The 14,787-nt window shown below is 56.4% G+C and carries 16 protein-coding genes; 3 read left to right on the forward strand and 13 right to left on the reverse strand.

Annotated elements, in window-relative coordinates:
- The first annotated feature begins 20 nt into the window (after window positions 1-20).
- On the forward strand, window positions 21-1,448 hold the full coding sequence (cysN, locus tag BN1118_RS19975) for a sulfate adenylyltransferase subunit CysN (protein ID WP_043557666.1): 1,428 nt from the start codon (window positions 21-23) through the stop codon (window positions 1,446-1,448).
- Between the two features lie 186 nt (window positions 1,449-1,634).
- Window positions 1,635-2,228 (forward strand): adenylyl-sulfate kinase, encoded by a 594-nt coding sequence (gene cysC / locus BN1118_RS19980; RefSeq protein ID WP_043557667.1) that lies wholly within the window; start codon window positions 1,635-1,637, stop codon window positions 2,226-2,228.
- A 59-nt stretch (window positions 2,229-2,287) separates the two neighbouring features.
- Here the strand turns inward: cysC and BN1118_RS19985 are convergent, their stop codons facing one another.
- The 12 genes from BN1118_RS19985 to BN1118_RS20035 all read right to left on the reverse strand — a co-directional run bounded on the left by BN1118_RS19985 (window position 2,288) and on the right by BN1118_RS20035 (window position 13,675).
- Window positions 2,288-3,118: a hypothetical protein gene (locus BN1118_RS19985; protein ID WP_043557668.1), complete on the reverse strand. Its 831-nt coding sequence runs from the start codon at window positions 3,116-3,118 to the stop codon at window positions 2,288-2,290.
- Window positions 3,119-3,334: 216 nt separating this feature from the next.
- The gene (locus BN1118_RS21455) at window positions 3,335-3,790 is read right to left on the reverse strand and encodes a hypothetical protein (protein ID WP_084214217.1); all 456 of its coding nucleotides are present in this window, start codon (window positions 3,788-3,790) and stop codon (window positions 3,335-3,337) included.
- A gap of 108 nt (window positions 3,791-3,898) precedes the next feature.
- Window positions 3,899-4,894: a hypothetical protein gene (locus tag BN1118_RS20855; protein WP_156995173.1), complete on the reverse strand. Its 996-nt coding sequence runs from the start codon at window positions 4,892-4,894 to the stop codon at window positions 3,899-3,901.
- A 544-nt stretch (window positions 4,895-5,438) separates the two neighbouring features.
- The gene (locus tag BN1118_RS19995; RefSeq protein ID WP_043557670.1) at window positions 5,439-7,076 is read right to left on the reverse strand and encodes a methyl-accepting chemotaxis protein; all 1,638 of its coding nucleotides are present in this window, start codon (window positions 7,074-7,076) and stop codon (window positions 5,439-5,441) included.
- A 273-nt stretch (window positions 7,077-7,349) separates the two neighbouring features.
- Entirely contained in the window at window positions 7,350-8,216 is an 867-nt protein-coding gene (locus BN1118_RS20000) for a TIGR03899 family protein (RefSeq protein ID WP_043557672.1), read from the reverse strand.
- A gap of 290 nt (window positions 8,217-8,506) precedes the next feature.
- Complete coding sequence (locus tag BN1118_RS20005; protein WP_156995175.1) at window positions 8,507-8,986, reverse strand: DUF3299 domain-containing protein; 480 nt, start codon at window positions 8,984-8,986, stop codon at window positions 8,507-8,509.
- 32 nt (window positions 8,987-9,018) lie between these two features.
- On the reverse strand, window positions 9,019-10,266 hold the full coding sequence (locus tag BN1118_RS20010; RefSeq protein WP_043557676.1) for an ABC transporter permease: 1,248 nt from the start codon (window positions 10,264-10,266) through the stop codon (window positions 9,019-9,021).
- A 76-nt stretch (window positions 10,267-10,342) separates the two neighbouring features.
- Window positions 10,343-11,032 carry an ABC transporter ATP-binding protein gene (locus BN1118_RS20015; protein ID WP_043557678.1) on the reverse strand — a complete coding sequence of 230 codons (690 nt, stop codon included), beginning with the start codon at window positions 11,030-11,032 and terminating at the stop codon, window positions 10,343-10,345.
- Between the two features lie 4 nt (window positions 11,033-11,036).
- Window positions 11,037-11,627: a DUF2796 domain-containing protein gene (locus tag BN1118_RS20020; RefSeq protein ID WP_043557680.1), complete on the reverse strand. Its 591-nt coding sequence runs from the start codon at window positions 11,625-11,627 to the stop codon at window positions 11,037-11,039.
- Window positions 11,628-11,663: 36 nt separating this feature from the next.
- Window positions 11,664-11,954, reverse strand: coding sequence for a hypothetical protein (locus BN1118_RS20025; RefSeq protein WP_043557682.1), 291 nt, complete (start codon window positions 11,952-11,954; stop codon window positions 11,664-11,666).
- Window positions 11,955-11,998: 44 nt separating this feature from the next.
- On the reverse strand, window positions 11,999-12,541 hold the full coding sequence (locus tag BN1118_RS20030; RefSeq protein WP_043138743.1) for a YtfJ family protein: 543 nt from the start codon (window positions 12,539-12,541) through the stop codon (window positions 11,999-12,001).
- 255 nt (window positions 12,542-12,796) lie between these two features.
- Complete coding sequence (locus BN1118_RS20035) at window positions 12,797-13,675, reverse strand: hypothetical protein (protein ID WP_043138746.1); 879 nt, start codon at window positions 13,673-13,675, stop codon at window positions 12,797-12,799.
- A 124-nt stretch (window positions 13,676-13,799) separates the two neighbouring features.
- Here BN1118_RS20035 and BN1118_RS20040 point away from each other — a divergent pair, with 124 nt between their 5' ends.
- The gene (locus BN1118_RS20040) at window positions 13,800-14,162 is read left to right on the forward strand and encodes a hypothetical protein (RefSeq protein ID WP_370464966.1); all 363 of its coding nucleotides are present in this window, start codon (window positions 13,800-13,802) and stop codon (window positions 14,160-14,162) included.
- 24 nt (window positions 14,163-14,186) lie between these two features.
- Here the strand turns inward: BN1118_RS20040 and ppa are convergent, their stop codons facing one another.
- Window positions 14,187-14,717 carry an inorganic diphosphatase gene (gene ppa / locus BN1118_RS20045; protein ID WP_042869457.1) on the reverse strand — a complete coding sequence of 177 codons (531 nt, stop codon included), beginning with the start codon at window positions 14,715-14,717 and terminating at the stop codon, window positions 14,187-14,189.
- Window positions 14,718-14,787: the final 70 nt, after the last annotated feature.

Here is a 14,787-nt window from a genome sequence, read left to right on the forward strand (position 1 = left end):
AATGTTCTAAGGAATCGCAAATGAACAACCACATTCAGACCGCCATCAGCGAACAGGGCATTGAAGCCTACCTGCACGCCCAGCAGCACAAGAGCCTGCTGCGTTTTCTCACCTGCGGCAGCGTGGACGACGGCAAGAGCACCCTCATTGGCCGATTGCTGCACGACTCCCAGCAGATCTATGAAGATCAGCTCAAGGCGCTGGAGTCCGACAGCCAGAAGCTTGGCACCACGGGTGAGAAGCTGGATCTGGCGCTGCTGGTGGACGGCCTGCAGGCCGAGCGCGAGCAGGGCATCACCATAGACGTGGCCTACCGCTATTTTTCCACCGCCAAGCGCAAATTTATCATCTCGGATACCCCGGGCCACGAGCAGTACACCCGCAACATGGCCACCGGCGCCTCCACCTGCGATCTCGCCATCATATTGATCGATGCCCGCAAGGGGGTGCTGGATCAGACCCGTCGCCACAGCTTTATCGCCAGCCTGCTCGGCATCAAGCAGTTCGTGGTGGCGGTCAACAAGATGGATCTGGTGGAGTTCAGCCAGGAGGTGTTCGAGCGCATCAGTGCCGATTATCGCGAGTTCGCCAAGAAGCTCAGCGTCGACACCATACAGATAGTGCCTGTCTCGGCGCTGGACGGCGACAACGTGGTCAACCCGAGCGACAAGCTGGCCTGGTATCAGGGCGAAACCCTGCTCTCCCTGCTGGAAAATGCCGAGGTGGAGCGCGAGCTGGAGCGTCATCCGGTGCGCCTGCCGGTGCAGTACGTGAACCGCCCCAACCTCGATTTTCGCGGCTTTGCGGGCACGCTCGCGGCCGGTATCCTGCGGGTCGGCGACAAGCTGGCTGTGCTGCCGTCCGGCAAAGAGAGCACAGTGACCCGCATCGTCACCTTCGACGGGGATCTGGAGTATGCCCTGCCGGGTCAGGCCATCACTGTCACCTTTGCCGATGAAATCGACATCAGCCGCGGCGATCTGCTGGTGGATGCCGCAAGGCAACCCCAGGTGACCCAGAACGTGCTGGCCCATATCGTCTGGATGGGGGAGGAGTCCCTGCAACCGGGCCGGGTCTATGACATCAAGCTGGCCACCAAGAAGACCCGTGGTCAGGTGGAGGCCATCCGTCATCGCATCGAGATCAACAAGCTCGACGAGCTGGCGGCGAATGAGCTCAAGCTCAACGAGATAGGCCTGTGCGAGCTGAGCCTGACCGATCCGGTGGCGTTCGACCCGTACCAGGAGATCCGCGACACCGGCAGCTTCATCCTGATCGACCGGTTGAGCAACGTCACCGTTGGGGCCGGCATGATAGTGGAAGGGCTGGCGGCCAAGGCGGTGGCAGGGCAGTACAGCGAGTTCGAGATCGAGCTCAACGCTCTGGTGCGCAAGCACTTCCCGCACTGGCAGGCGCTGGCCATCGGCAACGACAGCGGCAAGCAGTAGAGCCAAGCGCCCTCTCCCTCGGGAGAGGGCGCGATGAAGCGCGTCCCCTTATCCCCAACCCTTCTCCCGCCGACTAAAAAAGAGAGGGAGAAGGGGGCAAATATTCCCTCTCCTTCCGGGAGAGGGTGAGGGGGGCTCGTTGGTTCCTTCCCCATGTTGATGAGCCTGAGTGATCGAGGAGTTTGAATGAGTAATATCGTGTGGCACCAGCATGCCGTGAACAAGGCAAGTCGGGCCGAATTGAAAGGGCAAAAGCCGCTGGTCATCTGGTTTACCGGGCTGTCGGGAGCGGGCAAATCTACCCTGGCGGGGGCGCTGGAACAGGCGCTGGCGGCCGAGGGCAAGCACACCTACCTGCTGGATGGGGACAATGTGCGCCACGGCCTGTGTGGGGATCTCGGTTTCGATGATGCGGCCCGTCAGGAGAACATTCGCCGGGTCGGCGAAGTGGCAAAACTCATGGTGGATGCGGGCCTTATCGTGCTCACCGCCTTTATCTCGCCGTTTCGTGCCGAGCGGGAACTGGTGCGCAACCTCTTAGGCGCCGACGAGTTTGTCGAGGTGTTTGTCGATGCGCCCCTCGCCGTCTGTGAAGAGCGCGATCCCAAGGGGCTCTACAAGAAGGCGCGGGCAGGGGAGATCCGCAATTTCACCGGCATCGACTCCGCCTACGAGGCGCCCGAGCAGCCGGAAATCCATCTGCTTAACGCCGGTAAATCGGTGGAAGAGCTGGTGGATGAGTTGATTACTGCGTTAAGGCTGCGGGAGTTGATTGACTGAGGTTGATTGTCTGGCCGGATTATTGATAAACAAGGGGACATTGGCCCCTTGTTATACCTTTAGTCAACATGCATTGCAGTCTCAGCATATTCTTTTAGCGCTTTTTTAGCCTTTTCGAATTTGGCTTTAGCATGGAGATCATCGCTATGAGTTTTTAAATACTCTTCTAGAAATTTAACCTCAATATGAACGAGGTCAATTCTGAGCCGCTGAAGCCAGTTTGGTGTTCCGAGATTATGTGATTCCCAATTCCTGTTTTCAAAAGGATTTTCATAATATGGAATGTCACTGAACAACTCAGGAGGTATACCCTTTTTAATTAGGAGTGCTGCAAAGTCTGATTTTAGTTCTTCATCACTCTTATGAAATGACTCTAGAAGGAACTCAATACCATTAACAGCATCATAAGCACTAGCGATCACATCAAAGAAACTATTCCTGCCATTTACATCCATCGCTAATCCGCTATCTGAAAATATGTGATCAAATTTATTAAGGCGTTCTATGTTAGACCAATATTTTTCCATTTCATAAGAGAGCTTTGTAAGTTCCGACTCATCAATTTTGAAGTCAGACTTAAGAAATAACTGCTCATGCTCTCTTTTTATCTGTAAGAGCCTGTCTACTGGATACTCTTCAATATCATCAGTTTCAATATGATGTGGATAGCATAAAATCAGTAGGTTTTCGTAGCTTCTTCTATGCTCGTCATTTCCATCTGGATTAAATCGTCCCCCACCCTCCGAGGCAGCTTCAATATGACAAACTTGTGCAATGAATTTATTCTTGTCATTGATCAATGGCTGAGTGCAACCTGGAAAGGCACATTGATTTCCAGATCTAGCGAAGAGTGCTCTCAACACATCAGTTTTTGGTGCTAGGCGTGCCATTTTATTCCTTCAGTTTGCTCTGACATATAACGTTTGGTTAAGGGAGTGACAACGAAAAATGTTGAAGTGAAATCTGGGGCAGTAAATTCTGGGACACCCACCTTTCTGTTGCCCCTTGAGCCACCTCACCGAAGCCGATATTAACGCCGCAAGGGGGGCTTCCGATCCTTGCTTATATCTCTGTGGAGTTATTCGCGATTGTCCGAATACACTGCGCTATTTGAATCTACGGGCTGACATGTTTGATTCATCGTACTCCCACAGCTCGACACCTTCTGGAATCAAATGGCGATAAGTGCGAATATAGTATTCCGCCAACGTTTCCTTACGTTTTTCACTATAGTCACGGAGTACGAACATTATTTTTCGGTAGTCAGAAGGAGCTGCTAAAAAATAATACATAGCTTCGTTCCAAACTGTCAGTTTAGCACTGGGGACGTTGTCATTCGGTGCTGTCCATTTGTGCGATTTGCATTCAATTAAGATTTTTCCATTTAGGCTGCCTAAATCAAAAGCATGGACCTTCTTAAGCCCACTAATACCAATCGGTATCTTTATGTTAGTATCAAGAGAAAGTCCTTCATTGGTAAAGAAGCTTTTCGCAGCCAGCTCAAAATCTCTTCCTACATGAGCATTGGATTTTGCTCCTATCCTTTGGTTTGGCTTATTCATGACTCTCCTTGGTATTTAACGCCAACTTAAACGGACGAAAATAGTCGGCTAAAATACCTAACGCAGCGAAATTCAGCCAGCTATTGGAGTTCAGACTTAAAGTGCTTGTTAGGAGTTTAGCTCTGAAGAAATCAATTTAACCTCAGAGCTATCTTGTAACTTAAAATCACATATCATTCTATTTAAGTTTGTAAATGTTGGATTGTCTTTATGTTTTTTCAACAAACCCCGAATCTTTTCAATGTCAGTATATTGAAAATCATAGCCAAAGGTATTTATAAACATCAACAATACAAAATGCATCGACTCTAAACGGAACCAACGCAATCTGTTCTCATTCGGGTTTATACCAGATAAAAAGTCGATAACTTTATCTACATTAATTTCATTTCTCTCTATTTTACTTTTAAAATCTTCGAAGGTTATTACCCCATCTTTTCTACTGATTTGATTTATAGATGATTGAAAGTTGTTCTTATAAAAGTGGTCAGTGTCATGGCTATAATCGTATTCTAAGTCTTTAAATAAAGATGCATCACACATTAACTGTGGAAACAGTTTTAGGAATTTAACAAAATTAAGATCTTTTTCTTCTGCAATTGTCGAATCTAAATAAATCATTTCTTTCTCAACTTTATCGCACCATGAAAAAAAAGCTAACAACCTGTAAGCAAAAGAATATAGATAATATTGGCTGTCTATCTTCCTATCATTTTTAACATGCCAGCCCTCTGAATGATTATCACCAAAGTTCCACATTCTGTGGTTTAATGATTCTGCAGCGTCAATGATATTTACCTTGTTTTTTGAGATAACTTCTTTAATTTTCTTCCTTTGCTCATGTTCATGAGTTTTATCAAGCTTTTCGATATGAGAGGTTGATTCTATTTGAGCTTTTAGTTTTTCTAACGCAACAATATTTTTATTTTTAATCTCTTCAGTAATGACTAGAAGCTCTTGCTGATGTTTAAACTTCTCAGTATTCATCAAGTGATTTGCCCACACTTTTCCCAGCCAAGATGACAGTCCAAAAATTATTGCACCTGCACTCCCAATTGAGCCAATTATGACCGTTGACACGCTTACTATATCTTCGAAACCCATTTGAAAACCTTTTTGAATGCTTAACATCTCGTATGTTGGGCTAACAATCGTAGCTTGGTGCTGAACGAAGTGAAGCCCAACGTTTACCACGAAACGTATCTGCAAATTTGTTTTACCGTTCGGCCAAATCCATATTTATCCCGCTATGGTTGGCGTAATAATGCTCGTCTGTTGGGCTTCGCTACGCTCTGGATCAACTTACAAAAACCACGCTACCGCCCCTGAATTCCAGCCTCCAGTTTGCTGCTTGTTACCTGCGATATGGCACTGGTTTGGCTCATGGCTGACTCCTGCGAGAGGTTGCCAAGCGGCTATGTTACCGAACGGGGCTGGGGTGAAAAGTGCAAGCGGGCGGTTTTCTGAGCAAGATCAACAAATTAATAAATAGCGGGCGGTGATATAACCGCTCAACCGCAGCGGCCTATCAGCACAGAGGAAAATTGGAAGGTGCAACGGCAGTGTCGCCATCTGGTTGACGGGCATTAAAAAACCCTATGGGCCTGCGGGCCCATAGGGTTTGTCTGCGGCGATTGCTTGTATGTGGTTATCTGGCTTGGCGTACCGGCACTGCCCGGACTGCCGGTATTTCGTGGCGGCTTTGGGCTGTCGGTGCGGGCTGCTGGAACTGGCGCACCAGCCGATCCAGCTCGCTCAGCTGCCGCACCAGCTGGATGATGCCGTGCACGGCATGCTGGCTGCCCTGGCTTGAGTCATCGGCCAGGGTCTTGATGCTGAGCACGTTGCGATTGATGTCGGCCGTGACCTGGGACTGCTCCTGCACGGCCTGGGCTATCTGGCCACTGCCGGAGGAGACCTGCTGCAGCATGCTGTTGATCTGCTGCAATATGGTGCCGGTGGCTGAGGCCTTCTGCTGACAGCTGGCCGAGAGTTGCCCCCCTTTCTCCATCGCCTGCTCCGCATTGCCCGCACTGGCCTGCAACAGGCTGATCATCTTCTGGATCTCGCCGGTGGATGACTGGGTCTTGATGGCGAGCGATCGGATCTCGTCCGCCACCACGGAGAAGCCGCGTCCCGCTTCGCCGGCCCGGGCCGCCTCTATGGCCGCATTGAGGGCCAGCAGATTGGTCTGGTTGGCGATGCTGTTGATCACATCGAGAATGCCGTCTATATCCCGGCACTGCCCCGCCAGGGTGTGGATCACCGTCTTGGAGGTGGTGATCTCGTCGTGCATCCCCTCGACCGCGCCTATGGTGTCCAGCACGCTGCGGTTGCCCTCCTTGAACAACTCGGAAGTCTCGTCCAGCAGGCCGGAGGCGGCGGTGGAGCTGTGAGAGACCTCCCTGATCGACTCTGACATCTGGGTGATGGCGGTGGCGACCAGGTTGGTCTCGGCCTGCTGTTGTTGCAGGTTGCTGGTGATGGACTCGGCGTTGTGCAGATCCCCTTCTGCGGCCCGCAAGATCTGGGCGCAGGTCTGTTGGGTGCGGGCCAGCACGGCATTGAACTCGGCCCGGTTCATCAACATGGCGAGCTCGATGGCGGCCAGGTTGTCGACCTTGTTGGTGTAGAGCAGCTGCATCAGCGGGTTGTCGAAGCGGCTGCGGGCCATCTTGTCGAGCTTGCCCAGGCGACGGGCCAGGGCATGGGTGATCATGGCTGCCAGCAGCAGCGGTACGGTCGCCAGTGCCAACGGCCAGCCCGCAGCCTGCTCGTATCCCAGCGCGACCATGGCCGCCAGGCTCAGCAGCAGGCAGAGCGTGACTGCCTGCGTGTGGGAGAAGGTCGGCAGCCTGAGGGCCAGGGGAGTCTTGTCATTGCGCAGGTCGGCATAGATACGCTCGGCCCGCTGCTTGATCTCCTCGCTGGGAGCCGTGCGCACGGACTGGTATTCCACCACCTTGCCGCTGGCATCCTTGATGGGGGTGACGAAGGCGCTGACCCAGTAGTGATCGCCATTCTTGCAGCGGTTCTTCACCGGCCCCATCCAGCTCTTGCCGTCCTTGATGTGATGCCAGAGATCGGCGAAGGCCTGCTTGGGCATGTCCGGATGGCGCACCAGGTTGTGATGCTCACCTTGCAGCTCGTCCAGGCTGAACCCCGCTATGTTGCAGAACTCCTCGTTGGCATAGGTGATGCGGCTTTCCAGGTCAGTGGTGGAAATAAGACTCTGGTGCTCCGGGTAGAGACGCTCACGCTGGGTAACGGGTTGGTTGACTCTCATTGTGTGGTCCTGCACGCGGTGATGGGAAAGATGTATGGTCAGTGCAAGTTATGCACCATGGCGCCATGGGTGATGATGATTTTGTTAGTAGCGTGTTTATCCGACCAAAATGGTCAGATTTTGCGGCAAATCCGGATCAGGAGGGGGTGGGCAAGGAGATCGATTCGCATTTCGAGAATCGATTTGGCAATGAGCAGGGCGGCATTTCGCAATATGGTGCGGCTGGCGTGCCACAAGGGAGAAGAGAAAGGGGGCCAACAGGGGCCCCGGGGTTCAGACGGCGGCAGTCGGCGGCACCCTCTCCAGCTCGGACTCGGGAGGCTGCATCATGGTCTCTATCTGCAGCCCCTGCACCAGCACGGTTTTCAGATCCTGCAGGTACTCCTCCAGCGGTGGCTCCTGCAGCAGCTGGGCGAGCTCGTTGCCCACCGGGGTCAGCCGGTAGTAGAGCAGGGTGATGTTGGTCTGCTTGCGATGCAGGCGCCAGCGCTGGTCGCCGAATGCCAGTTCGACCCCGTCGGCGGGCAGCGGGCCGGATTCCAGCTCTCCCTTGTGCAGCAGGCCGAGCTCGAACAACTGCAACAGGGCATTGTAGGGCAATCGGTATTTGCCCAGACCAAGCCGGGTCACCTTGGCGCGGCTGAGCAGGCTGGCGCCCTTGTGCAGCCCCAGCAGCAGACGCTGCTCATCGCTGCCCGCATAGTGGCAGGCGAGGGCGCAGATCCGCTGGAACAACTGGGCCTCGCGCTGGGTCATCTCCTTGAGGGTGGTGAGGGCGCGGATGGAGAAACGGCCTGGGGTGGCGATCTCGATGGCGAAGATGCGGCCCCACAGCTGCTGCATGGGGACCATGCTGATGTCTTCCGCCAGTTGCAGGAAGCGGGTCAGCCAGTCGCTGTCCATCTCGCCGCCGGCGGCCGTCTCCTCGCAGTGGCGGGAGGCCATCACCATGATGGCTTCCAGATTGCGCTGGCGGGCGGCCTGATCCGCCAGATGGCGAAAGGTGGCGCGCTGTTCGAAGGTGCTGTCGCTGTTGCGGGTGAGCATGCCGTCTATGCCGCGGCTGCGGGCCAGGCGCAGGGTTTGCTCCTGGCTGCTCAGGATGGAACTCTCTTTCTTGGGCGGGGGCAGGTCAGCCATGCTGGCTCCGTGATCGCAAGGTCTAGCCTTGAATGTTACTCCAACCGGGATGGCGGGCAATCCCTCAAGCAGGGGCTGGTCCCGGTTTCGGCCGGCAAGGGGATAAAAAAGTGGCCTTCGTTCGAAGGCCACTATTGCTGGATGCTGAGCTCGGCCCAGGGAGGCCGGCGCGCATCATGATGCCTGATTTATTCCTCTTCGTAGACGCTGACCTCGACCGCTTCCATGGAGTAGGAGGCGGTGGCCATCTCGTGACTGGAGCTCATCAGACGCGCATCATGATGTCTGACTCATTCCTCTTCGTAGACGCTGACCTCGACGGCTTCCATGGAGTAGGAGGCGGTGGCCATCTCGTGGCTGGAGCTGATGGTGCGCATCTTGCCCTTCACCCAGATGGCATCCCAGAGATCATCCACGGGGGCGCCCTTGGGGTAGCTCACATAGACCACCTGGTTGGTGGGGGGCGGCGGCACATGGATGCAGGCGCCGAAGTAGGGCACCAGCAGGAAGGCGGTGATCTTCTTGGCATCCCCCTCCAGCGGCACCACGAACCCCGGGATCCGCACGTCTTGGTTGTCCAGCTTCTGGTTGACCCCGCCTACCGGCTGCGGCACCGAGGAGAAATCGCCATCGTGGCTCACCTGGGGCGGTGGCAACAGCCGCTCCCCTTGCGGGATCAGCACGTCCCAGTCGATGGTCTTGTAATCGGCGGCCAGGGCCGGCAGCGCCAGCAGGCTGGCCAGCAGCACCACAATTTTCCACTTCATCATCTGTCCTTCTCTCTTTTTATGCGGGCGAGTCGCTAGATGCGAATGCTCATGCCATCGCTCAGGCTGTAGCGGTAGGCCCTGGCCGCGGGCAGCAGGCCTATCACCATGCCCGCCAGCCACACCAGCCCCAGCAACTGCCATTCGTAGGCGCTGGGCAGCCCCAGGCTCAATTGCAGGCCATAGTGGCTGAGCAGCCAGGGGGTGGCAAGCCCCTGTCCCAGATAGAGCACCGCCACCCCGAGGGCTATGCCTGCGGTGGTGAGGGCCATCGCCTCCAGCGCCAGCAACAGGAACAGGTGGGCGGGGCCTGCCCCCAGGGAGCGCAGGATGGCCAGCTCGCGCCGCCGCTCGTTGAGCCCCGCCAGCAAGGTGGTCAGCATGCCGATGAGGCCCGCCACCACCACGAAACCGGCGATCACAGAGAGCGCGGTTTCCGCCACGCTCATCAGGCTCCACAGCTCCTGCAGGGCCGCCCCCGGCAGTATGGCCATCAGCGGCTCGCCCCGATAGGTGTTGACGCTGCGCTGCAGCTGGAACGCCAATATTCGATTGCTGAGACCCACCATAAAGGCGGTGATGGTTTTGGGGGTCAGATCCTGCGCCAGCGCCTGTTCGGCGGTCACGTTCTTGCTGTGCCTGCCCGTGTCCCAGCCCAGGTGGATCGCCTCTATCCCGGCCAGCGGTACGTGAATGGTGCGATCGATGGGGGTGCCGGTCGGTGCCAGTATCCCCACCACCTTGAATGGCAGGTTGTCGTGCTGGCTGAAGGAGGTGTTGCCCGCGCCGTGGGCGATGACGATGGACTGCTCCAGCTTGTAGCCGAGCTTCTCGGCCACCTGGGCACCGAGCACAGCCTCGAACGGCGTGTCGAACGGCCGCCCCTCCCGCAGTTGCAGCGCCTGCTGCTGGCCGTACTTCAGGTGGGTGAAGTAGTCGCCATTGGTGCCGAGTACCCGAAAGCCCTTGTGAGAATCACCGAGGGAGATAGGTATGGTCCAGGCGACGCCGGGTTTGGTCTTGATGGCCTGATAGGCCTCCCAGCCCACGTTGTTGGTGGGGTTGCCGATGCGAAATACCGAGTAGAGCAGCAGGTTCACCTGGCCGGAGCGGGCGCCGACGATAAGGTCCGTGCCCGAGACTGTATTGGAGAAACTCTCGCGGGCCTGGGTGCGCACCCGCTCCACCCCGAGCAGCAGGGTGACGCTGATGGCCACCGCCAACAGGGTCAGCCCGGCGGTGAGGCGACGGGCCCAGAGACTTTGCAGGGCGAGCTTCAGCATACTGGCCTCCGGTGTTGTGGCTGGGATGCACGCTTTGGTGCGGGTCTGGTCGGGTAGATGGCACAGCTATTGGGATTCAGCATATGGCCCTCCGGTTGAGCAGTTGCAGATTCTCCACTCGCGGGAAGAGCGGCTCGAGATAGGGATCGTGACTGACGAAGATGAGGGTCGACCCCTGCTTGTCACACTCCTCGAACAACAGCTTGATAAAGGCGGCCCGGTTGTCGGTATCCAGGGCCGAGGTGGGTTCATCGGCGATCACCAGCGGTGGCGAGCCGATCAGCGCCCGCGCGGCGGCCACCCGCTGCTGCTGGCCTATGCTGAGGGCGTGGACGGGTCTGTGCAGCGCCTCGGCCGGCAGTTGCAGCTCTGCCAGCAGGCGGCGCGCCTCCTGCTCGGGACTTCCCTGCAGCCGGGCCCGCTTCTCGGGCGAGAAGGTGAGGGCGGCGGTGACATTGTCCAACACGGATAAAAATGGCAGCAGATTGAACTGCTGGAAGATATAACCCAGATTGGCCGCCCGGAAGTGGTCACGGGCACGGCCGGAGAGCCGGGCCAATGGCTGGCTCAGCACGTCCAGGGTGCCGTGGTTGGCGGTCTGGATCCCGGCAAGCAAACCAAGCAGGGTCGACTTGCCGGAGCCCGATGGCCCCTTGATGAACACCCGCTCCCCCTCGCCGATGGTGAGGGCTGGCAGATCGAGTACAGGCTCGTGATCCGGCCAGGCGAAGGCCAGATCGCGGATCTCAACCACGGCTTTTTTCATGGTGTTACCAGCTCAGCTTGTTGGCGGATGGGGTCAGCTCGGCCGCAGTCTGGCCGGTGGGCAGTATGCCCTGCACGCTCAGCTTTTCCAGGCTCGGATAGACGCTGAACAGGGTGGCTTCCAGTCCGGTCAGCTTGGTCGGAGCCTCACAGGTGTAGGTGTACATAGCACCCACATCGGCGTGACCTGCATCATCATGGTGGTGGTCATCATGACTGCTGCCAGCCTTTTCATGGTCATGGTCATGGTCATGGTCATGGTCATGGTCGTGATCTTCCTTGGCCGCATTGAGTTCCTGCTGGGTCAGCTTGCAGCCGGCCGCCGGGTCGAAGCGAAACAGAGCATCTGGTTGCTTGAGCTGAGCCATGGCCTTGGCGTATTGCGCCTTCTCCTCGTCGCTCTTGGCGGCGTGCTCGAAGCCCACCAGATCGGCGGCGGGAGCCTGCAGCTCGAGCATCAACTGGTTGCCATCGAGCACCAGGTTGAGGTGGCCGTGGCCGTGCTCGTGGGCACCGTGGCTGTGACTCTCATGCTCGTCGTGATTTGCTTGCACGCCAAAGGCGGCTGCCGCCAGTAACAGTGTGACTGCTTTCATCGTTAATCCTTTTGAAACAATTGATAAGAGAAATGTTCAGTGGGAGAAGCAATGAAAGTGAGGCGGGGCACGAATACGGCACTGGCCTGAAGGGGTGGAATCGATGGCGGGCAAGGCGGTATCAGCTAGCTTGCCGATGACCACATGCGGGATTGGGATGGGCAAGTTGGGCGTCAGTGCCAGCTTGCCATCGAGATGGAGGGCGCAGAGGACGCAAGTGTGGCTATGACCGGGCAGGTCGGCTTCCAGCGGGTGTTGTGCCAGCGCCGGTTGCAACCACAACCAGCCCAGCAGCAACAACCAGATTTTCAGCTTGAAACGACCCATAGACCCTTATGAAAGGGGCGCCATCAGCGCCCCTTCTCTCTGATTCAGAGATGGGACTGGATGAGCCCCATCACGGTAGCAATATTGTTGGCATCGAGCTGGCCATCTTTGGCAAACAGCACCTTGCCCTCTTTATCCAGCAGTATGATGGCCGAGCTTTCCGGCGCGAGATCCCAGGCATTGCGGGCCATGCCCTTGGCATCCAGTACCATGGCGGACCAGGGGAACTCTTTCTTGCTGTCTTCGGCACTGCTCTTCACAAAGCCGGAGGTGCCCCAGATGGCGTCATTGCTGTTGATGATGGTGACCGTCTGGTACTTGTCGTGGGGCAACTTGGCCGCCTTGATCGCCTCGATCATGGGGGCGTTCAGCTCCTTGGCACTGGAACGACCCGCGATGTGCTGGATCAGAAAGACCTTGCCAGTCAGTACCTTGCTTTGCCAGGGTTGGTAGCTGACCGCTTTCTCTTGCAGTACCAGCTCACCCTTGTCGCTGATGTTGACCAGCGGCACCTGGGCAGACTCCTTGATGTTGTGAGCCATGACCAGTGTTGGCAGCAGCGCCAGAGTAAGTACGAGATGTTTCATCCTGATGACACTCCTTTTGTTATGTTATAACGATTTTTCACTTGAGGGAATGGGGCAGAACTCATCCTAAACTGATCGGATCTGTTTAAAAAGTGTTAAATAAGCTCGCGAATGAGCCGAGCGGGCCGCCCGCCAGCGCAGACAGCGGCTGGCAAAGGCGGCTAGGATGGCACGCAGTCGATAAAAATCAATTAGTTATCAACTGGTTTGAGGTGTGTGCTTCAGTTGAACCGGTTGCGGTTCAACTGGCATGGCTTAATACAAGGGTTCGCTGATCAGCGGGATCTTGGCCATGGTCATCTGCTGGGCCAACAGGGGCGAGCCGGTCAGCAAGACGTGGCGTTGATTGCCGATCATCAGGGTATCGCCCTTCAGGCCGCTGTCGGCCGTGATGGCCAGCCAGGCTGGCGAGACGCTGCCGATGCTGATGTTGGGGTATATGATGCTGAGCATGTATTGCGGCGCCAGCTCGGCCAAGAGGCTTGCCATCAGCAGTGCCTTCTCGTCGCTGTCGGCCTTGTTGTCCTGCAAGGCCTGCAGGGGCGGGGCGAAGTGATCCATCTGCTCGGGAGGCGTGGGGATGGCGCTCAGCCACTCCTGCAGCAGGCCGACGCTGGTGGCCAGATCCTTGGCGGAAAACTGCTTCGCCAGGGGCCTGAGGTCTCCCTTGAACTGGTAGAACAGCTGGGAGTAGTTTGGGCGCACGCAGGGCAGCTTGCGATTGGCCGGATGCACGCAGGGCACCACCCGCATCTGGTAGAAGGCATCTTCCTGATATTGCTGGTAGGCCTGCCAGAACAGGGTCGACTCCATGCTGTCGTCGTGCAGGGTGAAGGCCTGCTCCAGATTGCGAAACTTGGTGGCGGTTTCGGGACTGGTCTGGTTGATCAGGTTGATGCTGTTGTAAAGGCGCGGGCTTATGTAGGAGTAGAGTGTTTCCAGCGGATAGTTGAGAGAGGCATCGAGCTGGGTCATCTGGTGGCGACTGGCGGACATGATGCGCTCGTCCGCATTGAGCTGCAGGTGCTTCTGCTGGCCGTCGGCAGACTGCCACTGCCAGCTCAGGTTGACTTCGTTGGCGCCGACCGTGGATGCGAACACTAGACTCAACAACAGACCTTGTGCCAGTTTCATGATGTGCATCCTGCTCGGGGTGATAATAAACAACTAGGTGAGCCGGCCGGATTTGGATGAGCTTAGTTTTGATGATCTGGGTAACAGTCTGATAAGACTTTAAATTTAATTCTGGAAATAAGTCATACAGGAAACCGTCATGAAGCGAATTCCACTGCTGTTGTTGCTGTTGGCCGCCTTGCCTGCGGCGGCGGGCCAGGTGATCGTCAACAAGGGGATGTCCAGCGCGGATACCTTTGCCCTGCGGGACAAGCTGGCGCGGGAACATGAATGGCAGGAGTGGCTGCGTTTCCAGCAGGCCATCAAGTGGCTGGAGGTGTTGCCGGTCAACTGCGAGCTGATGAGTGAGCAGGGCGGGGGTTATCGCTGTGGTGGCGACTATTACCGGCCCTATCGGCAGGATGGTCGTGACATCTATATTCAGGGGGATCCCAGTGGTGTGACGCCGGGTCAGCGCCCGCAACAGCCAATAGAAAAGGCGCCCTGAGGCGCCTTTTTTGCGAGGGTACGCTTACTTGGCAGCGTAACGCTCGGCAGAGGTAACGATCTCGGCTTCGGCAGCAGCCTTGTCGCCCCAACCTTCCACCTTGACCCATTTGCCCGCTTCCAGCTCTTTGTAGCGCTCGAAGAAGTGCTGGATCTGGGCGCGCAGCAGCTCGGGCAGATCGTTCACATCCTTGATGTGGTCGTACTGCTTGGTCAGCTTGGAGTGCGGCACGGCCACGATCTTGGCATCTTCGCCAGATTCGTCGGTCATCTTCAGCACGCCGACCGGGCGGCAGCGAATGACGGAGCCGGCCAGCAGCGGGTAGGGAGTCGGAACCAGAACGTCGACCGGATCACCATCCAGAGACAGGGTGGCGTTCACATAACCGTAGTTGCACGGGTAGAACATAGGGGTCGACATGAAGCGATCAACGAAGATGGCACCGCTGTCCTTGTCGACTTCGTATTTGATCGGGTCGGCATTCTGCGGGATTTCGATGATGACATAGATGTCGTCGGGCAGGCTCTTGCCAGCCGGTACCAGGTTCAGGCTCATGACGTTTCCTTCAGTGTTGGAGTCAAGTTTGCAGGCCGATATTATAGCGATGTCGCGTCAAATGACCATA

The sequence above is a fragment of the Aeromonas bestiarum genome, from assembly GCF_000819745.1.
Lineage (GTDB): Bacteria > Pseudomonadota > Gammaproteobacteria > Enterobacterales > Aeromonadaceae > Aeromonas > Aeromonas bestiarum.